The following is a 16,494-nucleotide window of genomic DNA, read 5'->3' on the forward strand; positions in this document are numbered from 1 at the left end:
CCAAACATATAACATAAATCTTAGCCAAAAAATAAAAAACCAAAAATAAAAAAACACCCCATCTACCAATAACGCTCCCTAAATCAAAATAACCAACAACAAAAATAAAAATAAAATAAATATAGTTTAGTGGGAAGTATTTTAAATTAACTATAAAGTAGTGTATTATTGAAGAAAAGGATTTAATCTAATTTAATTAAGTTATTTTTGTTTGGTTTTGTGGGTTATTTTTGTTTTGTTGGGGACGTTTGTCCCCGTTGTTTTGGTTTGTTTTGGGTTTGGGTTGTTGTTTATTGGTTTAGTGTTTCTTTGAATCCTTGTAGTTTTTTTGTGAGTATTTCTGTTGCTTTTGTTGTTATTTCGGTTGGTGTTAGTGATTCGTCGGTTTCAAAGTTGAATATGAATTTGTTTTTGTCGTCTGTTACGGTTATTGCGTCGGTGTGGCATTCTTGGACGCATAGGCTGCATAGGCTGCAGGCTTCTGGGTTTTGTATTTGGAGTTTGTTGTTTTCTAGTTTGTATACGTTTCGTGGGCATATTTCGACGCAGTCGCCGCAGTTGTCGCATTCGTCTGTTATTTTTTGTATTGGATATCCTTTGTATCCGCATGCGACTGCTGGCTGCCATTTTGTGTGGTCTTTTCCTTTTCCGAGTTTTGCTTCGGCTTCTAGTATGACTTCTTGGCCTTCGTATAGTTTGACGAGTGGTATTTTTTTGTCTGGTATTTCTACTCCGTCTTCGGTTTTTAGGTCTCCTGAGTATAGTGTGGTTGGGCCTTCGCCTCCTAGTATTAGGGTTGTTTTGCATGCGGAGCATCCTTCTCCTCCGCATTCGCAGTTTTCTGGTAGTTCGAATTCGTCTATTTGTGTTTTTAGGGGTGTTAGGCCTATTCTTAGTGCTAGCATTTCGTCTGTCATTATTGATGAGTTTTCGTATATTTTGATGTCTTCTGCTGCGAGTGTTGGTACTTCGGATATTAATGTTCTTCGTAGGCTGTTGGCTTTGGCTGGTGTTGTGTTTTCTAGTATGAATTCGATTTTTTGTGGGGTAAATTCTCTTACATCGATGTTCATGTTTTTATACTCTCCTACCCCTTTTGCCGCCTGGGGAGCGGGTTCCGTCGTGTGGTACTGGTGTTACGTCTTCTATTCTTCCGATTTGGAGTCCTGCTCTGGCAAAGGCTCTTATTGATGCTCCTGAACCTGGTCCTGGGTTTTTTTGTAGGTTTCCACCTGGGGCTCGTATTTTGACGTGTACTCCTGTTATTCCTTTGTTTTTGGCTTTTTGTGCGGCTTCTTCTGCTGCTTGCATTGCGGCGTATGGTGAGCTTTCGTTTCTATCTGATTTTACTACCATTCCACCGCTGGATTTTGCTATTGTTTCGCTTCCGCTTATGTCTGTGATTGTGACTAATGTGTTGTTGAAGCTTGCGTATACGTGGGCGACTGCCCATCTTTTATCACTCATTTATAGTTCCTCCTCTACTTTTTCTATTCTTTCTGGGTGTGCTTCGTTTTTCATTGGGGAGGTATGGCTGTATGATATTTGGTTTTCTTCTGTGGTTTTTACTAGGTAGCTTGGTATTGTTACTCTCTGGCCGTTTAAAGCTATGTGGCCGTGTACTATGAATTGGCGTGCTTGTTTTGGTGTTCGGGCGTATCCTTTTTTGTTTACTATGCTTTGGAGTCTTCTGTCGAGTATGTCTCTTACTTTTAGTCCTAGTACGTCGTCGAGTGTTCCGTCTTGGCTTACTAGTCCATATCTTTTTAGTTTGTCTAGGAATTCTTGTTTTTCTTTTTTTACGCCTTTTGATGTTTCTGTGGCTCTACCTACTTCCGCTAGTAGTTCTCTTGCTTTTCTTCTGTAGTTTCTTAGGTTGCTTTCTGCTTTCCAGATTTCTTTTTTGTTTTTTAGTCCGTATTCTTGTATTAATCTGGATTCGTCTTCCATTCTTAGTTGTTGCCATGGATGTGGTGGTGTTTCGTATGTTTTTTTGTTTTTCTTAGGGCTTCCCATTTTTGTTTCCTCCGATTAGTCCTCATCTGTTGATTTTTGTTTTTGTAGTTCTGCTCGTTTGACACCGACTGTTGTTCCTGATCTTCCTGTTGATCTGGTTCTCTGTCCTCTGACTTTTTTGCCTTTTTTGTGTCTGACTCCTTTGTAGCTGTTTATTTTTTTCATTCTGTCTAGGTCTTGTCTGTGTGTTACTATGAGGTCGGAGCCGATTACGTGTTTGTCTTCTCCTGTTTTGTAGTCTTTTGTTCTATTTAGGAACCATCCTGGTGCTTCTTCTTCGAGTTGGTCGATTGCTTCTTCGATTTTCTCGACTTCTTCGTCTTTTATTGTTCCTAATCTCTTTTCGGGGTTGACTCCGCTTAGTTTGGTTATTGCTTTAGCAGTTCTCTGACCTATGCCTTGGATTCCAGTTAAAGCGTAATCTACCCTCCTGTCTCCTTCAATGTTCGTATTTTTAATTCTTACTATATGTCTAAAACTATCTGACATTTTAACACTAACCTTTTTTGTTTTTTTAACGCCGGGAGAGGGATTTGAACCCTCGAGAGGCGGAAGCCTCACATGCTTTCTTGGGTTGTACCGTTCCAGGCATGCGCCTTTCCACTCGGCCATCCCGGCAGTATTCATTTGGTTGTTCTTATATTATACTAAATCTTATCCTGTTTCTTCGTTGTAGTTGTTTATTGCTGTGTCGATGATGTTGATTACGGATTGTTTGTTCCAGTTTGCTGTGTCGATGATGAGGTCGTATATTGTGAGGTCGTCTATATCGATTTGGTAGTATTCTTGGTATCTTGTTTTTTCTGATTTTTCGCGTTCTTTTACTTCATGGAGTGCTTGTTTTAGTTGTATGTTTTCTCGTTTTGCTACTCTTTTGGCTCTTAGTTTGAGTGGGGCTTTTAGCCATATTTTTATGTCTGCGTTTTCTGCCATCCATCCGGCTAAACGGCCTTCTAGTAGTATGTTGTTTTTGTTTTCTGCGATTTCTTTTTGTTTTTGGTCTATTTTGTGGTCTATTTCTGGGTTTTGTTCTGCGTACTCGCTGAATCGTTCAAGTGTCATTTTGTTGTCTGTTGCCATTTCTCTGAAGATCTGCCCAGCGCATATGTGGTTGAGTTTTGCTTTTTTTGCTACTGCTCTGGATGTTGTGCTTGTTCCAGCGCCGGCTGGACCACTTACGGCTACTATCATGTTTTCTGTCTCCTTTAGATACCGACTTTCATTGTTTTACGTGCTACTTGGCTTATTGGTATTGAGCAGACTATGTACCATATTATCCATGTTGGTATTGTGCCCCATACTCTTGCGGAGAAATCTACTTCTCCGATGAATGGTAGTAGCATGCTTGGTGCTTCGTATATTGCGTTTGCTGGGTCTGTTACGTAGTATACCCATGCGAAGAATGGTATTGTTATTAGTAGTATGTAGAGCATTGGTTTGAATTGTTTTGTTAGGTTTCCCATGAGTTCTTGTGTGAGTTCGGTTCTTTCTTGTTCTAGTTTTTTTAGTTTTCCTTGGTCTCCAGACATTCTTGCTTCTTTGATTTTATTGGATAGTTCCTTCATTTTCTCTTGTCTTTCTTTCTGTTCTTCCATGTCCATTCCGTATTTCTGAGCTATAGAGCTTAGTAGGCCGTTGAAGGCTGCTACGGCCATTATTGCGAGTTCAACTGGTAAGGCTGTTAATGGGTTTAGTACGATGTTGTTGGCTATTTCACCTAGTGTTGGGAAGAATGTTGGGTCGAGAAATATGGCCAGCATCAGACCTATTGCTAAGAAAAGTACTATTTTTTCTATTAGGTCTTTCAGGGCCTCTCGACTCATTTAAGCACCTTTAATAAGGATTCAGCGGCCTGTTCTAGGCCTCCATCTGGGTTTTCTATTATTTTTACTGTGGCGCCGTTTAGTACAGCACATGCCATTGCAGCTGCTCTGTTCATTTCTTGGTGTTGTTCTAGTTCTTTTGTTGTTTCTTTGTCTCTTACTCTTTCTCCTGCGTCTTTTTCTCTTCTATTAATTATTTCTTTTGGTTGGGCTTCGACTACTACTATTGTGTCTGGGTCTAGTGGTTTTAATACCCATTCTGGGATTCCTGGTAGGTATCCTTGTGGGGTTTTGATTGTGCTGTGTGTGTCTACGATTATTGGTTGGGTTTCTGACATCTCGGATATTTTTTCTCCAGCTATTTTTTGAACTTCTTTTTGTTTTTCTGGATCTAGTTTTCGCATTTGGTCTCTATCTTCAACCCAGCCTCGTTCTTTTGCGACTTCTAGCATTTTGTCGCCGTAGTTCACTGTTTTGTATTCTTTTGTGGTATTTTGTAGAGCTTTGTTGGCGACGGTTGATTTCCCGACTCCTGGTGAGCCTGTGAGTACTACTAGGGTCATTGTTTTTCCTCTGCTTCTCCACCTGCTTTTTCTATTTTGTTTATTGCTGTTTCTGAGAAGTTTTCTGCTATTATTTTGAGGTTTTGTTGTATGTCTCCTCGTCCTAGTACTTTGTCTATTCCGAGTTTTTTTGTGTCTATGATTATGGTTTCGCCTTCTTTTTCTGCTTGTCCTGTTTCAACTAGGTGGTGGGCTATTTCGTCTAAACGACCTATATTTATTACTTCGTTTTCTGTTACTAGTTTTGGTGGGCGGTTGAAGCCGTATTTTCCGAATTTATGTCCGCTGCTTTTTTTGTGTTTGCCTCGTCCTGTTTTTCCACGGCCTCCACGATGTCCTGCGCCTCTATGGCTTTTTCCATGTCCCTTTCCATGTGTTCGGGATCCTCTTTTTTTATTTCCCATTTGATTCACCTCATTCTGTATATTAGTTTGTTGATTTCTTCTCCTCGGTATCCGAGGCTTCCGTTTTCGGTGTATGAGCGTTTTGTTTTTTTGTATCCTTTTCTTGGTGGGTGGAGTCTTATCACTGGTTTCATGTTTATTTCTTCGGGTTTTATTTCTTCTTTGAGTATTTTTGTTGCTATTTCTTCGATTGAACCGTGTTTTTCGGTGATTTCTTCTAGCTCGCCGTTTTTGTAGTCGGCTCTTTTGAGTAGGTGTTTGGCTCCATCTTTGTTGAGTTCTCCCCATGTTATGTAGTCTTTTGTTTTCTGTAGCATTCCTTGGTTGGTTTCGTTTTCTTTTAGTAGGACGCAGTGGTTAGGTCGGTTTAGGTTGAGGTGTTCTAGTGCTTTAGTTATGTCTTTTCTAACTCCTACGGTTCCTCTTACTCGGATTGCTGCATACATCTTTAATCATCTCTCTCTGGCATTTTCACCATAGCTGTTTTCTTAAGTGCGTCGAATGTGGCTTTTCCGAAGTTTATTGTAGTTCTTGTTTCTCCTTTGGTTGATGACCATATGTCTTTGATTCCCGCTAGTTCTAGTACTTTTTTAGCTGTTTCTCCTGCTGCTAGGCCTATTCCGTTTGGTGCAGGTAGTAGTGTAACTCGTGTGCTTCCTCCGTTTCCAGTTACTTTTATTGGTATGCTGTGGTTTGTTCCACATCCACATTCCCAAGATCCACATCCTCTTCTGATGTCGATTAGGTTCAGTTTTGCGTTTCTTATTGCTTTGCGTATTGCTGGACCAACTTCTTCGTCTTTGGCTTCAGCTAGCCCTACATATCCATTTCTATTCCCTACTACTACTTGGGTTCTGAATTTTACTCTTCGGCCTGAGTCTGTCATTCTCTGAACCATGTTTACGTCGAGAACTTCTTCTTCGACGTTTATTAGTTGGTCTATTATTTCTACTTCTTTTAGTGGTAGGCCTGAGTTTAATGCTTCTTTTATTGTTGTTATCTCGCCGGAGGCTACTAATCTTCCTAGTTTTGTTTTAGGTATCCATTCTTCTGTATGTTGGTTTTGTGCGGTTGACATTTTTAATCACCAATTTCTTGTTTTATGTTTTGTTTTACTGTTTCGAAGTGTGTTGGTAGTTCTGCTGGGTCGAGTCCTTTTTCTCTGTATTGTGAGAAATCGCCTTTTTCTGCGTAGTTTGCTATGTGTTCGCCTCTGATTCTTTCTTCGGATGGGGCTATTTCTTCGTTTATTGGTGTTTGTAGTCCTGCGTCTGCTGCGCCTTTTATTGCTGCGAATAGGTTTGAGCCTTTTGATATTCTGTTAACTCCGATATCTGGTATGGCGGTGTTGATGTCTTTGTTTAGTGCTTTTAATCCACATTTGTAGCCTGTTAGGTAGGCTGCGGATGTGTTTCCTCCTGATGCTTTCCATCCGTATTTATTGAGGTTTTTTGAGTTGCATCCGCATATTATGTGGTCTGAAGCTGTTTGGTGGTCGTATCTGGCTATTTGAACTGTGAAGTATTTTTGGCTTCTTCGTACAACCAGTCTAGGTTTACCTGATTTTAGTAGTTCTAATCTCTGGCTGTAGTCTGTTTTATCTTTTATTCTTCTTTTAAGTGGTATTCTTTCAGTCATTCTTTAGCACCTTCTGTTTGTGCTACCAAGCTCTCTAGGTGTTTTAAGTCTCGGATTTCTCCGCCTTTAGATTTTTTGTATAGTTTTCTGTATTCGGATCTAGTTATTTCGCCTTCGTCTCTTAGTTGTTTGAGTTTTTTTCTTTGTGCTCTGACTTTTGTTATCCATTTTTCTTTTTTGGATATTTTGGAGTGTTTTTTTCCTTTTCTTTTTCCATGGCCACTTCTTCTTCCTTTTTTCTTTTTTTCGTCGATTTTTCTGGCTCTTCCTCGGCTTTGTCCTTTGATTGTTTTTTTCTTTATGGCTCCTTCTTCTATGAGTTCTCGTATGTCGTCTTTCATTATTGCCATGGATATGTCTTCAACTCTGTTTGGGTCTATCCAAACTCTTTTTTTCCCGACTCCAAGTATCTCTGCGGCCATTCTTTTTTGGCTTTTTAGGTTGGTCATTTTAGTCACCTATTTCTTTGTGGTTTAGGATTTTTATGTCCATTTCGATTGCTTTTTGCTGTATCGCTTCTCGTTTGCGGTTTCCTACCGACCCACCTATTCTGGCTGCATCGTTTTCACCTAGTTTTTCTAGGTCTTTTGTGTTGTGGACAAGTACTTCGTTGTATCCTGATGGATGTATTCCTCGTTTTTCTTCTGGTTGTTTACGACCTACTTTTGGGAGTGGGGGTTTACCTTTGATTTCTTTTCGCTGTTTGCTTTGGATTCCTTTTGGCCGTCTCCACTTGTTTTTAACTCTTTTGTGCTTTTGGCTTTCTTGACGTCTGAATTTCTTCGACATTTTTATCCCCTACTTATTACGTACATTCCGTCTTGGAAGACTCTTGGGTCTTTGCCCTTTATTTTGGTGCCTTCCTGGATTTTAGCAGCAGTTTGAGCTACTGCTTCTTTGTTTGGACCTCTTACGATTACTTCGTCGTCTGATATCTCTACCTCTGTTTTTTCTCCTATTAATTCGACTACTCTTGGGTTTTTTTCGCCTAGGAAGTTTTTTATGTAGAGTTTGTTTTGTTTGACTTCCATTTTGATTGGAAAGTGTGAATATACAACTTTAAGGACGTATTCGAAGTTTTCTTGAGATCCTTTTATCATGTTTTGTATGTGAGATGTGAATGTACCGAGTTCTGCTCGGTGTTTTTTTCTGTCTGTGGTTGATTGGAGTGTTAGTTTATTATCTTTTTTCTGGATGTCTATTGCGCTTGATTGGAGGGTTCTCTGTATTTCTCCGTTTTCTCCTTTTACGGTGATCTTGTTTCCTTCGATTGTTACTTCTACATTTTCTGGTATTTCTATTTGGTTTACTGACATTTTGATCACCTTAGTAGACGTATGCAAGGAGTCTTCCGCCGATTCCTTCTTGTTGTGCTTTTCTGTGGGACATTACTCCTTTTGGTGTTGATATTACTAGTATTCCGAAGTCTTTTCCTGGGAGGTATCTTTTTTCCCATTTTTCGAATTCGTTTTTGTTTGTTGAGAAATGTGGTTTTATAGATCCACATTTGTTTATGTTTCCTATGAGTTTAACTTTGAATTCTCCTCCTTTATCGTTGTCTATGTATTCGAATTCACCTAGGTAGCCGTTTTCTTGCATTACGTCGAATACTCTTCCTATTAGTTTTGATGCCGGTGTTATATCTGCTTTTAGTTTTCCGGCTTTCTCTGCATTGTTTATTGTTGAAAGTGCGTCCGACAATGGATCCATTTTCATTTTAATCACCATTTAACTATATTTTTTAAAGTCCATTTTTTCAGCTACTTCTCGGAAGCATTGTCGGCATAGGTTGATGTCATATCTACTTATTATACCTTGCTTCCTACCGCATCTTCTACATTCTATAATTTCTTTACTGCTCATCTTTTTCCACCACTTTGGTGTCAAGTTCTTTTTCTATGAACTGGGCTGTGTCTTCCGGGGTTAGTACGTGTTCTGGGCCTAAAGGTTTGTTTGATTTTGATCGTTTCTTTACTCGGTATCCTGGTCTTTCCATTGTTACAGTTATGTCTAATCCGTATATCCCGACGTTGGGGTCGTACTCTATTCCTTTGAATCCTGTGTGGTCGTTGATTCCGAAAGAGAAGTTGCCATGGTTGTCGATTGATTTTTTCTGTATTTTGTTTTCTTTGACTTCTAATGCTTTTTCGAGGAATTTTATTGCTTTTTTTCCTCTTAGTGTTGTTTTACATCCAACTGGCTCTCCTTCTCGTATACCGAATGTTGGTACGTTCTTTTTTGCATGGGTTCGGATTGGCTGTTGGTTTGTTAGTGTTTCCATGATTTCTTCTGCGTGCATTAATTCTTCTCCGCCTGAACCTATGCCCATGTTGACGACGACTTTCTCTATCTGTGGTTTTTTCATCTTGTTTGCGTTCATTGTAGTGTCACCTCTGGTTCTTCGTCGCCTACGACTATTACGTATTCTTCTATGGTTCGGAACTCTTCTTCACCTTCAAGTAGTATGTGGTTTGGTTTTGATCCATCGGAGATTTCATGTGTTTTTATTTCTGCTATCTCTCCGGCGTGTTTTCCGCCGATTATCAATGCTTTTTTTCCTTTTCCGAATGGTATGTGTTTTTGTATTTCTTTGGTTGGTATTGAGATTTTTATTGTGTCTTTTGTTTTGTAGTCGTCGGCTTCAATTGTTATGTTGGTTCCGTCATGTAGGTTTAGTTGGGTTTCTGAGTTTTTGAGTATTTTTTTGTTGTCAATTTTACATAGTTTGGTGTTTGCTTCTTGTTCATCGATTTTTATGAATTTGAGTCTGTTTTTTGAATCGATTGTTGTTCTTAGATGTAGTTCTGCTTCTGGAATGCTGATTACATCCATTAGCCCTACTCCATGTTTGTGGTCGTTGATTTCGTTTCCATCTACGAGGAGTCCTCTATCTCTTATTATCTTTTTAACTTCTCTTGTGCTGTCTACGATTCCTAATACGTCTCTCAATACTACGTTTATCGGTATTGCCCGTTCTCTCGGGTGGGATGTTTTGGGTGTGGTTGCCCAGTAGTCTGTTTTTTTAGAAACTGTCCAACTTCTTGGAACTGCTAATCTTTTTAAATGCATATTATCTCTCCAGTTGTTTTACTCGCATTCTGTCGGAGGTATCTAGGTCTATTAGTTTGAGGTTTGACGGATGGATATAGGCAGGAACTTGGGAATCATCTGATTTTCTTATAGTGAGTCCTTCAATCGCGATTCTTTCTTGTTTCATATCTACTTCTGTAACCTCGCCTTTCTCTCCTTTATGGTCTCCTCTGACTACTTCGACCTCATCTCCTACTTTGACAGGTATTGTTTTTTTACCAAACTTTTCCTGCAGTTTTTCTGAGAGGTTAACGCCCATATATTTCTGTCTTTTGTGTAGTGGGGCGTTAGATCTGTTTTTTCTTTGTTTTCGGGGTTGTTTTGTCATCCTTAATCACCTTTATACTATCATTGTTGCTGTGCTCGCGATTTTTGGAAATCTCTCCGCGGCTTCTTTGGCAATTGGGCCTTTTATCTCTGTTCCTTTGGGTTCTCCATTTTCATCGACTATAACTGCTGCGTTGTCTTCGAAACTTACTCTTATACCATCTGGCCTTTTGTATTCCTTTTTTTGCCTTACTATGACTGCTGTTAGTACTTGTTTTCTCATTTCGGGAACGCCTTTTTTTACCGATACGACTATTAGGTCGCCTACACCTGCTTTTGGTTGTCTTCTTCTTGTACCACGGTATCCTTTTGATGAGATGAATTCTAGTACTTTGGCTCCGGTGTTGTCAGCGCATTTTATCAATGTTTTGCTTTGAATTCCTTTTGTTACACTGGCTTTTATTCCTCTCACTCACCTTCACCTCGCTCGACTATTACGAATGATTTTGTTTTGCTTATGGGTCTGCATTCTGCTGCTTTTACTTTGTCTCCGACTTTGATGTCGAGACACTGTGGTTTGTGTACTGTGGTTGTCGATTTACGTTTTTCATATCTCTCGTATTTAGGGACTTCTTTTTTGTATTCTCTCTGAATCACCGCGCTTTTATCGTCTACAATAGAGACTACTTCTCCCTCCATTACCTGCCCTCTTACTGGCAGTTTGCCATGGAAAGGACAGTTTTCGTCATTGCATTCTTTTTCTGGACTCTTAACATTAAGACCAATATCTCTTGCTGTCATTAAAATTCCTCAATTTTTAATACGATCTTCAGGGGAACCGTATATCTTGTTCCCATCAACTTTTACTTTAATGCCTTCAGGAAGCGTGAAAATGAATGAACAGCCTTGTTTCGGTATAATCTTACCTGAGATATTAAGTGTTTTTCGAGTTTCATCGAGCACTTCACCTTCTAAACCCCTTTGACTGGGGTTGGGGCTTTCAAATACCTTGGTTTTAAGCCCAATCAGTTCATGTCTTTTTAAGTTCTCAGGCGTTATCTTCATTCTCTTCCCTCATAACTGTCTTTATCCGGGCTATTGTTCTCCGGATCTCCCGGATTCTACCGGGATTTTCAGGCTGACCACCAGCTGCTTCTTGAGCTCTAAGGCTGACCAACTCGTTTTCAAGCAACTCTAGTTCTTCTTCACGTTCCTCAACAGCCATCTCTCTTATTTCATCTGTCTTCAATATCGCCATATTAATCACCTGGTGTTATGTTTGCATCCGGATAACTCTCTTTATAGGCATCCATATCGATATCGTGAGTTGCTAGGTGGCTTCCGGTAATTGCCTTGAATTCTTCTCCACAAACTTGGCAAACGACGATGTCTTTCTTTTCTTCTTCATCCTCTTCAGGCTCTATCTCTGCTTCACTTTCGCCTTCACTTTCAATCTCAGTTTCCTCAGATTTAGGTTCCTCTGGCTCGGTTTCTTTTGTTTCTGGTTGTTGTTTTGTTTCTGTGAGTTCTATTTCTTCTTCGTCGATTTCTCCGGGTTCTACGATTTCGACTTCGTCGGGTAGTGTTGCTCCTTCGTGGATGATTCTTACTGTTACTCCTATTGTTCCGAGTTTCTTTTTGGCTACTGCTTGTCCTTCATCGACTATTTCTTGTGCTGGTTGGCCGCAGTGTTTTATGTATCCTTCTGTGAATTTTTCTACTCTGGATCTTGAGCCGGTTAGTTTTCCGGAGAGTACGATTTGTGCTCCCATTGCTCCTGCGTCAATTATGTCTCTTAGTGTTGAGTATCCGGCTCTTCTGAAGTACCATCCTCTTTCTAGGGCGTTTGCTAGTCTTTGTGCTACGACTTGGGCGTTTGTGTTGGGGTTTTGTACTTCTTTTACTTCTATTGATGGGTCTTCGAGGTCGAATTTTTCTTTGAATTTTCTGGTTAGTTTTCTTATTCTTTTTCCGCCTTTACCTATTATCATTCCTGGTTTTTCTGCGTATAATACAATCTGTGTTCCAGTTGGTGTTCTGTTGATGTCGATTCCTCCGTATCCTCCTCTGTCTATTTCTTTGGATAGGAATTCGTCCATTTCTGCTTTTTTTATTCCATCTTTTACGAACTTTTTTTGGATAGCCATTATTGTTCCTCCAATACGACTTCGATGTTTGTTGTTGATGTGTTGCTTGGTGTTGCTCTTCCGAATGCTCTGGGCATCATTCCTGGTAGTTGTCGGCCGCGGTTTGCTGCTATGTGTTTGATTTTTAGTTTTTCTTTGTCTAGTCCTTTGTATTCTGCGTTGCTTTCTGCGTTTTCTAGTATTTTTAGTATGCCTGATGCTGCTTTTTCGGGGTAGCCTCCTGCATCCCATCCTTGCAGTCCTTTTCTATGGCCTTTGTTGGAGTTGTGTTTTCTATATGGGATTGGTTGTTCTTTTTCGATTGTTTTTTGAAGTGTGTTTTTTGCTTTATCGAGTTTCATTCCGCGTATGTAGTTGCATATTTCGACGGAGTCTTTTGGTGAGATATGTAGTTCTCTTCCGTATGCTTTGGATGTTTTTTCGGGGTCGGGGTCAACTGAATAGTCATACTGTGCCATGTTTTTTCACCTTTATTTGAGTGGTACGTATTTTGATGACCTGGTTGCACCGATACCTGGTCCGCCGTGTTTGACGTCTTTTCGTGTTGTTGCGAACTCGCCTATGAAGTGTCCTATCATTTCGGGTTCTACACGGATGACTTCAAAGTCGTTTCCGTTGTGGATTCCGATTTTTAGGGTTACGAATTCGGGTAGTATTATCATGTCTCGTAGGTGTGTTTTCACTACTATGTCTTCGCTGGAGTCTTGTAGTTCTCGTATTTCTTCGAGTAGTTTTTTCTCTTCTTCGTTAAGGCCTCTCTCTATCTTTCTTCTTGCTCTGGACGGTAGTATTTCTTTTAATTCGTCCAGATTCATTTCCTTTAATTCTTCAAGTGTGTATCCTCTATATTTGAACTCTTCACGAACCATTTAAATCACCTCTTTCCAGTCCTACTTGACGCTATGCTACCAGCTTTTCTTCCTGGTGATGCGCCTCTTGCTGAGGACTTGGATCTTCCTGGGGTTTGTGTACGACCGCTACCGAATGGATGGTCTACGGCGTTCATGGCGACTCCCCTAACTGTTGGGTATTTTCCGCCTTTTGCTTTCATTTTTTTGAATTTGTTACCGGCTTTTACGAATGGTTTTTCTGTTCTGCCGCCGCCTGCGACTACTCCGATTGTTGCTTTGCATTTTGGGCTGAACCATTTCAGTTCTCCGGATGGTAGTTGTACTATTGCTTTGCCTATATCGTGTGCTATTAATATTCCGTATGTTCCGGATGCTCGGATATATTTTCCTTTGTCGCCGGGTTTTCCTTCTACGTTGCAGACTGGTGTTCCTTCTGGTATTTCAGCTAGGTATGTGGTGTTTCCTGGAGCTATTTCTACTTCGGTTCCGCACTCTATTTTGTCTCCGGTTGAGATTCCTTCTTGTACCAGCACCAGTCTTTCGTCGTTGTTGCTGAATTTTACTCTGGCTATTGGAGCGTTTCTAGCTGGGTCGTGTTCTATATCGATTACTTCACCTTTTAGGTCTTCATCTGCAGAAGGATGTCCTATTTTAGTTTTATATTTATGTGAGGGGGCTGAATACAGGTTGCCCCGTCCACTTCTTTGTGATCTTGTTCTTTTACCCATAATTATCACCTTAGAATATTCCTATTCTTCCTGCTATCTCTTCTGCATCATAATCGGAAGAAAGGGTTATGATTGCTTTTTTCTTTCCTTGAGGAGTTATCATTGTGTTTATGTTTTCTACTTCAACGCCGTACATGTATTCGATTTCGTCGGCAACTTCGTTTTTTGTTGCGTCTATGTTGACGATGAAGGTTAGGGAGTTGTTTTGTTCCATTACTCTTGTAGCTTTTTCAGTTACTACGGGGTTTATTATTATTGACATTTAGAAAACCTCCTCTGCTTTTTCTATAGCTGATTCGGTCCATATTGTTGGTCGACCTGCGTCTCCACCTGGAGCTAATAACTCGATGTTTAGGTTTTTTACGTCTATTATGTCCACTCCTGGTAGGTTTCTTGCTCCTCTGTAGATGCCTTTGTCTTCGTCATATACGATTAAAAGGCTTTTTGGAACTTTTTTACTCCCTTTTCTCTTTTTAGTTCCATTTTTAGCTCTCTCTACGTCTTCCCATAGGTCCATTAGTTTTAAGAACTCTGAAACTCTCTTTGTTTTTTTGATTTCTTGGAATTCGTCTTCAACTATTATCGGTGAGTCTTCGATTTTGTGTCCACGTGACTTAACTAAGTCAGAATCTGCCGTTGCTGCTACAGCGCTTTTGAGGGCAAGTTGTTTTTCTTTTTTGTTTATTTCTTTAGAGAAATCTTTCTGTTTTTTTGGTGGGTGGGCTCTTCTTCCACCTACTGCTTGTGGCACCAATGCTGCTCGTCTTCCTGTTTTGATTCTTGGAACCATTGCGACACCTCGTCCTGCACCCCATGACTCGGCTGTTGTACGTTTACCTGATAGTTCGTTGGATCCGTATGGCTGTTTTTTATTTGACTGTATTGATAGGAATGCTTTATTTATTAGGTCTGGCCTGTATGGTGTTTTAAATACATCAGGGAGGTCTTTTTCTCCTTTTTCTTCTGCATATGTTGAATAGACTTTAGCCATTGGTTACACCCCTTGTTTGCTTTCAGTAGAGACATGTTTTAATTCAACTTGTCCCTCTACTCCTTTTGGCCGTATTGCATCTCGTATTCGAACCATTCTTTTTGTAGGTCCTGGTACACTGCCTTTTAGAAGTAGGTATTCATTTTTGATTTCACCGTACTGGGTGAATCCTCCATTTGGATTGATTTTTGAAACATCGTCATCTATCATCAGGATTCTTTTGTTCAGCTCTGTTCTCTGGTGATATCCTTTTTGACCTGTTTGTGGAACCTGCCATCTAACGTGTGTTGGATGCCATGGACCGAGGTTACCGATATGTCTTCCCTTACCCTTTCTCTGTGCCTTTCTACCCTGTATTTTAACGCCCCATCTCTTTACGGGACCTTCTGTGCCTTTTCCTTTAGTAACTGCAGAAACGTCGACGTACATTCCGTTTTCAAATATCTCAGAAACCTTAATAGGTTCTCCAAGTATCTCTTTAGAATACTCGGCTTGACTCTCCATTGATCCGCCTAAAGGGATCTCCATTATATCAGATTTCTTTTTTGGTATTCCTGACACTAGTTCTGGAGATGTTTGTATTGTTACTCTCAATTCGTCAACATTTCCTTCATTAATTTCTTCTTCAATATAATCGAATTCTCCGGCTTCAGCTTCTACCAGGGGTCTCATTCCGTATGGAGTTTCTTTATATCCCCTTATTCTGGTCGCTACGACCTCCGGTGTCTCTATTACAGTTGCAGGAACTGATATTTCAGATCCCTCTGTCACTGAATTAGGTCTATCATCGACCATAACAACATCGGTCATACCGGCCTTGTAACCTACGAAGCCTAAAAGCCTGTTTGCTTCTATGTCTGGATACGCCCTAACTCTGGGCACCTCACTCGCTGCTCGTTTTCTCGGGCTGTATGCCAGCGACCCTTTTCTTGGTCTATTTTTCTTAACCATTTCTTTAACCACCTTACTTTCTATTCAAGTTCAATATTGTCAATGTGGAGTGGATTGCTTCTTCTGTTCTAACTGTCTTTGTACCTTGATCTGGAATTGTGTTTATCTCCTGGTCAACAAGGTCCATTCTATCCGTAATCTGATTTACACTTTCATCTGGAGACCCGAATATAATTGCATTTCTGTTTGAAAGATACTTATTGATGGAGTTTGGTTCCACAACTTCTCCTTTTCTAGAAGTGGATATTATACTCCAATCTCTTTCTTTAAGCATTCTAAGCTCAGTATCTAGGTCACAGATACCTACATCGAATCCCCAATACAAGGGTACTTCACTCTGTGGGACCTTTTCTACCACTATTTTGTCATCGCAGGAAATAGTCCTGACAGTTATGCGCTGATTCTCGCTTACATCACTACAATTAGCGAGAAGGGCTGGTCTTTCTAGACCTATATACACCCTTGCGCAGTAATCAGAACCTACTCTCTCATCGCCAAACTTTTCTAACACAAACCCCTCTCTGACTTCACCAACCTCAGTTTCCTTCTCAACGTTATGGCTCGGAATCTGCAGTGGCGGTATAGTGCCAACATATCTAAGGTCATCATCCAACCCAAAGACCTTCTTCTTCAAGTATGGAGGAGTCTCCGAATACTCAAGAACCTTCTTTATCAAATCAGACTCATCATGAGCCCGATCCCTGTATATCCGTATACTATCAACCTTAAAAATCGCTGCAGCCCTAGCAACATACCCGATCTTCACCGTCTTAACTTTTTTATCTCTAGACTCGACAGTTAACGAAGAGGGGATTAGTACCCTTAACTTCTGTGCTGTTTTCTTCATCCTTCCTTTCTCCACTTAAATATTTCGTATACTTACAGTAAAAAATCCCTAAAATAATAATTCAAACACAAAAAACACCAAAACCCAAACACTCAATTCAAATAAATTTCAAAACAAATAGTTCTTATCCACAAAAACAAAAAAAACAAACCAAAACACCTAAAAAATAAGATAATTC

31 protein-coding genes and 1 tRNA gene are annotated in these 16,494 nt (G+C 40.1%); all 32 read right to left on the reverse strand.

Annotation, left to right across the window (positions count from 1 at the left end; genetic code table 11):
- Positions 1-290: 290 nt before the first annotated feature.
- Positions 291-1,073, reverse strand: coding sequence for a DNA-directed RNA polymerase subunit D (locus AMET1_RS02330; protein ID WP_086636873.1), 783 nt, complete (start codon positions 1,071-1,073; stop codon positions 291-293).
- Between the two features lie 4 nt (positions 1,074-1,077).
- Positions 1,078-1,467: a 30S ribosomal protein S11 gene (locus AMET1_RS02335; RefSeq protein WP_086636874.1), complete on the reverse strand. Its 390-nt coding sequence runs from the start codon at positions 1,465-1,467 to the stop codon at positions 1,078-1,080.
- Positions 1,468-2,016, reverse strand: a complete 549-nt coding sequence (locus AMET1_RS02340) for a 30S ribosomal protein S4 (RefSeq protein ID WP_086636875.1) — start codon at positions 2,014-2,016, stop codon at positions 1,468-1,470.
- 15 nt (positions 2,017-2,031) lie between these two features.
- Positions 2,032-2,505, reverse strand: a complete 474-nt coding sequence (locus tag AMET1_RS02345) for a 30S ribosomal protein S13 (RefSeq protein WP_086636876.1) — start codon at positions 2,503-2,505, stop codon at positions 2,032-2,034.
- A 29-nt stretch (positions 2,506-2,534) separates the two neighbouring features.
- A tRNA-Ser gene (locus AMET1_RS02350) sits at positions 2,535-2,634 on the reverse strand.
- 36 nt (positions 2,635-2,670) lie between these two features.
- Entirely contained in the window at positions 2,671-3,207 is a 537-nt protein-coding gene (gene cmk, locus AMET1_RS02355; protein WP_086636877.1) for a (d)CMP kinase, read from the reverse strand.
- A gap of 14 nt (positions 3,208-3,221) precedes the next feature.
- Positions 3,222-3,839, reverse strand: coding sequence for a DUF106 domain-containing protein (locus AMET1_RS02360; protein WP_086636878.1), 618 nt, complete (start codon positions 3,837-3,839; stop codon positions 3,222-3,224).
- A complete protein-coding gene (locus AMET1_RS02365) occupies positions 3,836-4,402 on the reverse strand; it encodes an adenylate kinase (protein ID WP_086636879.1) in 567 nt (188 codons plus the stop codon). The genes AMET1_RS02360 and AMET1_RS02365 overlap by 4 nt, the downstream gene beginning before the upstream one ends.
- On the reverse strand, positions 4,399-4,806 hold the full coding sequence (locus AMET1_RS02370) for an uL15m family ribosomal protein (RefSeq protein ID WP_086636880.1): 408 nt from the start codon (positions 4,804-4,806) through the stop codon (positions 4,399-4,401). The genes AMET1_RS02365 and AMET1_RS02370 overlap by 4 nt, the downstream gene beginning before the upstream one ends.
- A 5-nt stretch (positions 4,807-4,811) precedes the next feature.
- Positions 4,812-5,252, reverse strand: coding sequence for a 50S ribosomal protein L30 (locus AMET1_RS02375; protein ID WP_086636881.1), 441 nt, complete (start codon positions 5,250-5,252; stop codon positions 4,812-4,814).
- Positions 5,253-5,254: 2 nt separating this feature from the next.
- Positions 5,255-5,884: a 30S ribosomal protein S5 gene (locus tag AMET1_RS02380; protein ID WP_086636882.1), complete on the reverse strand. Its 630-nt coding sequence runs from the start codon at positions 5,882-5,884 to the stop codon at positions 5,255-5,257.
- A gap of 2 nt (positions 5,885-5,886) precedes the next feature.
- Positions 5,887-6,444, reverse strand: a complete 558-nt coding sequence (locus AMET1_RS02385; RefSeq protein WP_086636883.1) for a 50S ribosomal protein L18 — start codon at positions 6,442-6,444, stop codon at positions 5,887-5,889.
- The gene (locus AMET1_RS02390; RefSeq protein WP_086636884.1) at positions 6,441-6,893 is read right to left on the reverse strand and encodes a 50S ribosomal protein L19e; all 453 of its coding nucleotides are present in this window, start codon (positions 6,891-6,893) and stop codon (positions 6,441-6,443) included. The genes AMET1_RS02385 and AMET1_RS02390 overlap by 4 nt, the downstream gene beginning before the upstream one ends.
- Position 6,894: 1 nt before the next feature.
- The gene (locus AMET1_RS02395; RefSeq protein WP_086636885.1) at positions 6,895-7,233 is read right to left on the reverse strand and encodes a 50S ribosomal protein L32e; all 339 of its coding nucleotides are present in this window, start codon (positions 7,231-7,233) and stop codon (positions 6,895-6,897) included.
- A 2-nt stretch (positions 7,234-7,235) separates the two neighbouring features.
- A complete protein-coding gene (locus AMET1_RS02400) occupies positions 7,236-7,760 on the reverse strand; it encodes a 50S ribosomal protein L6 (RefSeq protein ID WP_086636886.1) in 525 nt (174 codons plus the stop codon).
- Positions 7,761-7,770: 10 nt separating this feature from the next.
- Entirely contained in the window at positions 7,771-8,160 is a 390-nt protein-coding gene (locus AMET1_RS02405; protein WP_086636887.1) for a 30S ribosomal protein S8, read from the reverse strand.
- Between the two features lie 12 nt (positions 8,161-8,172).
- Entirely contained in the window at positions 8,173-8,307 is a 135-nt protein-coding gene (locus AMET1_RS02410) for a 30S ribosomal protein S14 (RefSeq protein WP_086636888.1), read from the reverse strand.
- Positions 8,297-8,824, reverse strand: a complete 528-nt coding sequence (locus tag AMET1_RS02415; protein WP_086636889.1) for a 50S ribosomal protein L5 — start codon at positions 8,822-8,824, stop codon at positions 8,297-8,299. Before AMET1_RS02415 ends, AMET1_RS02410 begins: the two co-directional genes overlap by 11 nt.
- On the reverse strand, positions 8,821-9,513 hold the full coding sequence (locus tag AMET1_RS02420) for a 30S ribosomal protein S4e (RefSeq protein WP_086636890.1): 693 nt from the start codon (positions 9,511-9,513) through the stop codon (positions 8,821-8,823). The genes AMET1_RS02415 and AMET1_RS02420 overlap by 4 nt, the downstream gene beginning before the upstream one ends.
- A gap of 1 nt (position 9,514) precedes the next feature.
- Positions 9,515-9,862 carry a 50S ribosomal protein L24 gene (gene rplX, locus AMET1_RS02425; RefSeq protein ID WP_086636891.1) on the reverse strand — a complete coding sequence of 116 codons (348 nt, stop codon included), beginning with the start codon at positions 9,860-9,862 and terminating at the stop codon, positions 9,515-9,517.
- A gap of 12 nt (positions 9,863-9,874) precedes the next feature.
- Positions 9,875-10,273, reverse strand: coding sequence for a 50S ribosomal protein L14 (locus AMET1_RS02430; RefSeq protein WP_086636892.1), 399 nt, complete (start codon positions 10,271-10,273; stop codon positions 9,875-9,877).
- Positions 10,270-10,602, reverse strand: a complete 333-nt coding sequence (locus AMET1_RS02435; protein WP_086636893.1) for a 30S ribosomal protein S17 — start codon at positions 10,600-10,602, stop codon at positions 10,270-10,272. Before AMET1_RS02435 ends, AMET1_RS02430 begins: the two co-directional genes overlap by 4 nt.
- A gap of 9 nt (positions 10,603-10,611) precedes the next feature.
- Positions 10,612-10,866, reverse strand: a complete 255-nt coding sequence (locus AMET1_RS02440) for a ribonuclease P protein component 1 (protein ID WP_086636894.1) — start codon at positions 10,864-10,866, stop codon at positions 10,612-10,614.
- On the reverse strand, positions 10,850-11,059 hold the full coding sequence (rpmC, locus tag AMET1_RS07765; RefSeq protein ID WP_143406811.1) for a 50S ribosomal protein L29: 210 nt from the start codon (positions 11,057-11,059) through the stop codon (positions 10,850-10,852). The genes AMET1_RS02440 and rpmC overlap by 17 nt, the downstream gene beginning before the upstream one ends.
- 1 nt (position 11,060) lies before the next feature.
- Positions 11,061-11,948, reverse strand: a complete 888-nt coding sequence (locus AMET1_RS02445) for a 30S ribosomal protein S3 (protein ID WP_143406812.1) — start codon at positions 11,946-11,948, stop codon at positions 11,061-11,063.
- Complete coding sequence (locus tag AMET1_RS02450; protein ID WP_086636895.1) at positions 11,948-12,406, reverse strand: 50S ribosomal protein L22; 459 nt, start codon at positions 12,404-12,406, stop codon at positions 11,948-11,950. Before AMET1_RS02450 ends, AMET1_RS02445 begins: the two co-directional genes overlap by 1 nt.
- A 12-nt stretch (positions 12,407-12,418) precedes the next feature.
- On the reverse strand, positions 12,419-12,817 hold the full coding sequence (locus tag AMET1_RS02455) for a 30S ribosomal protein S19 (protein ID WP_086636896.1): 399 nt from the start codon (positions 12,815-12,817) through the stop codon (positions 12,419-12,421).
- Between the two features lie 5 nt (positions 12,818-12,822).
- On the reverse strand, positions 12,823-13,527 hold the full coding sequence (locus AMET1_RS02460; protein ID WP_086636897.1) for a 50S ribosomal protein L2: 705 nt from the start codon (positions 13,525-13,527) through the stop codon (positions 12,823-12,825).
- Positions 13,528-13,537: 10 nt separating this feature from the next.
- Positions 13,538-13,789, reverse strand: a complete 252-nt coding sequence (locus AMET1_RS02465) for a 50S ribosomal protein L23 (protein ID WP_086636898.1) — start codon at positions 13,787-13,789, stop codon at positions 13,538-13,540.
- Positions 13,790-14,518: a 50S ribosomal protein L4 gene (rpl4p, locus tag AMET1_RS02470; RefSeq protein WP_086636899.1), complete on the reverse strand. Its 729-nt coding sequence runs from the start codon at positions 14,516-14,518 to the stop codon at positions 13,790-13,792. It abuts the gene before it with no gap.
- Between the two features lie 3 nt (positions 14,519-14,521).
- Positions 14,522-15,469, reverse strand: a complete 948-nt coding sequence (locus AMET1_RS02475; RefSeq protein WP_086636900.1) for a 50S ribosomal protein L3 — start codon at positions 15,467-15,469, stop codon at positions 14,522-14,524.
- A 13-nt stretch (positions 15,470-15,482) separates the two neighbouring features.
- The gene (locus tag AMET1_RS02480; RefSeq protein ID WP_086636901.1) at positions 15,483-16,316 is read right to left on the reverse strand and encodes a putative RNA uridine N3 methyltransferase; all 834 of its coding nucleotides are present in this window, start codon (positions 16,314-16,316) and stop codon (positions 15,483-15,485) included.
- Positions 16,317-16,494: the final 178 nt, after the last annotated feature.

The sequence above is a fragment of the Methanonatronarchaeum thermophilum genome (genome assembly GCF_002153915.1).
In the GTDB taxonomy this organism is placed as follows: Archaea; Halobacteriota; Methanonatronarchaeia; order Methanonatronarchaeales; family Methanonatronarchaeaceae; genus Methanonatronarchaeum; species Methanonatronarchaeum thermophilum.

What these genes read in the sequence shown, in the direction of transcription:
- AMET1_RS02330 (WP_086636873.1), bottom strand. Translation starts at nt 1,073, where the DNA reads ATGAACATCGATGTAAGAGAATTTACCCCACAAAAAATCGAATTCATA.
- AMET1_RS02335 (WP_086636874.1), bottom strand. Translation starts at nt 1,467, where the DNA reads ATGAGTGATAAAAGATGGGCAGTCGCCCACGTATACGCAAGCTTCAAC.
- AMET1_RS02340 (WP_086636875.1), bottom strand. Translation starts at nt 2,016, where the DNA reads ATGGGAAGCCCTAAGAAAAACAAAAAAACATACGAAACACCACCACAT.
- AMET1_RS02345 (WP_086636876.1), bottom strand. Translation starts at nt 2,505, where the DNA reads ATGTCAGATAGTTTTAGACATATAGTAAGAATTAAAAATACGAACATT.
- cmk (WP_086636877.1), bottom strand. Translation starts at nt 3,207, where the DNA reads ATGATAGTAGCCGTAAGTGGTCCAGCCGGCGCTGGAACAAGCACAACA.
- AMET1_RS02360 (WP_086636878.1), bottom strand. Translation starts at nt 3,839, where the DNA reads ATGAGTCGAGAGGCCCTGAAAGACCTAATAGAAAAAATAGTACTTTTC.
- AMET1_RS02365 (WP_086636879.1), bottom strand. Translation starts at nt 4,402, where the DNA reads ATGACCCTAGTAGTACTCACAGGCTCACCAGGAGTCGGGAAATCAACC.
- AMET1_RS02370 (WP_086636880.1), bottom strand. Translation starts at nt 4,806, where the DNA reads ATGGGAAATAAAAAAAGAGGATCCCGAACACATGGAAAGGGACATGGA.
- AMET1_RS02375 (WP_086636881.1), bottom strand. Translation starts at nt 5,252, where the DNA reads ATGTATGCAGCAATCCGAGTAAGAGGAACCGTAGGAGTTAGAAAAGAC.
- AMET1_RS02380 (WP_086636882.1), bottom strand. Translation starts at nt 5,884, where the DNA reads ATGTCAACCGCACAAAACCAACATACAGAAGAATGGATACCTAAAACA.
- AMET1_RS02385 (WP_086636883.1), bottom strand. Translation starts at nt 6,444, where the DNA reads ATGACTGAAAGAATACCACTTAAAAGAAGAATAAAAGATAAAACAGAC.
- AMET1_RS02390 (WP_086636884.1), bottom strand. Translation starts at nt 6,893, where the DNA reads ATGACCAACCTAAAAAGCCAAAAAAGAATGGCCGCAGAGATACTTGGA.
- AMET1_RS02395 (WP_086636885.1), bottom strand. Translation starts at nt 7,233, where the DNA reads ATGTCGAAGAAATTCAGACGTCAAGAAAGCCAAAAGCACAAAAGAGTT.
- AMET1_RS02400 (WP_086636886.1), bottom strand. Translation starts at nt 7,760, where the DNA reads ATGTCAGTAAACCAAATAGAAATACCAGAAAATGTAGAAGTAACAATC.
- AMET1_RS02405 (WP_086636887.1), bottom strand. Translation starts at nt 8,160, where the DNA reads ATGAAAATGGATCCATTGTCGGACGCACTTTCAACAATAAACAATGCA.
- AMET1_RS02410 (WP_086636888.1), bottom strand. Translation starts at nt 8,307, where the DNA reads ATGAGCAGTAAAGAAATTATAGAATGTAGAAGATGCGGTAGGAAGCAA.
- AMET1_RS02415 (WP_086636889.1), bottom strand. Translation starts at nt 8,824, where the DNA reads ATGAACGCAAACAAGATGAAAAAACCACAGATAGAGAAAGTCGTCGTC.
- AMET1_RS02420 (WP_086636890.1), bottom strand. Translation starts at nt 9,513, where the DNA reads ATGCATTTAAAAAGATTAGCAGTTCCAAGAAGTTGGACAGTTTCTAAA.
- rplX (WP_086636891.1), bottom strand. Translation starts at nt 9,862, where the DNA reads ATGACAAAACAACCCCGAAAACAAAGAAAAAACAGATCTAACGCCCCA.
- AMET1_RS02435 (WP_086636893.1), bottom strand. Translation starts at nt 10,602, where the DNA reads ATGACAGCAAGAGATATTGGTCTTAATGTTAAGAGTCCAGAAAAAGAA.
- AMET1_RS02440 (WP_086636894.1), bottom strand. Translation starts at nt 10,866, where the DNA reads ATGAAGATAACGCCTGAGAACTTAAAAAGACATGAACTGATTGGGCTT.
- rpmC (WP_143406811.1), bottom strand. Translation starts at nt 11,059, where the DNA reads ATGGCGATATTGAAGACAGATGAAATAAGAGAGATGGCTGTTGAGGAA.
- AMET1_RS02445 (WP_143406812.1), bottom strand. Translation starts at nt 11,948, where the DNA reads ATGGCTATCCAAAAAAAGTTCGTAAAAGATGGAATAAAAAAAGCAGAA.
- AMET1_RS02450 (WP_086636895.1), bottom strand. Translation starts at nt 12,406, where the DNA reads ATGGCACAGTATGACTATTCAGTTGACCCCGACCCCGAAAAAACATCC.
- AMET1_RS02455 (WP_086636896.1), bottom strand. Translation starts at nt 12,817, where the DNA reads ATGGTTCGTGAAGAGTTCAAATATAGAGGATACACACTTGAAGAATTA.
- AMET1_RS02460 (WP_086636897.1), bottom strand. Translation starts at nt 13,527, where the DNA reads ATGGGTAAAAGAACAAGATCACAAAGAAGTGGACGGGGCAACCTGTAT.
- AMET1_RS02465 (WP_086636898.1), bottom strand. Translation starts at nt 13,789, where the DNA reads ATGTCAATAATAATAAACCCCGTAGTAACTGAAAAAGCTACAAGAGTA.
- rpl4p (WP_086636899.1), bottom strand. Translation starts at nt 14,518, where the DNA reads ATGGCTAAAGTCTATTCAACATATGCAGAAGAAAAAGGAGAAAAAGAC.
- AMET1_RS02475 (WP_086636900.1), bottom strand. Translation starts at nt 15,469, where the DNA reads ATGGTTAAGAAAAATAGACCAAGAAAAGGGTCGCTGGCATACAGCCCG.
- AMET1_RS02480 (WP_086636901.1), bottom strand. Translation starts at nt 16,316, where the DNA reads ATGAAGAAAACAGCACAGAAGTTAAGGGTACTAATCCCCTCTTCGTTA.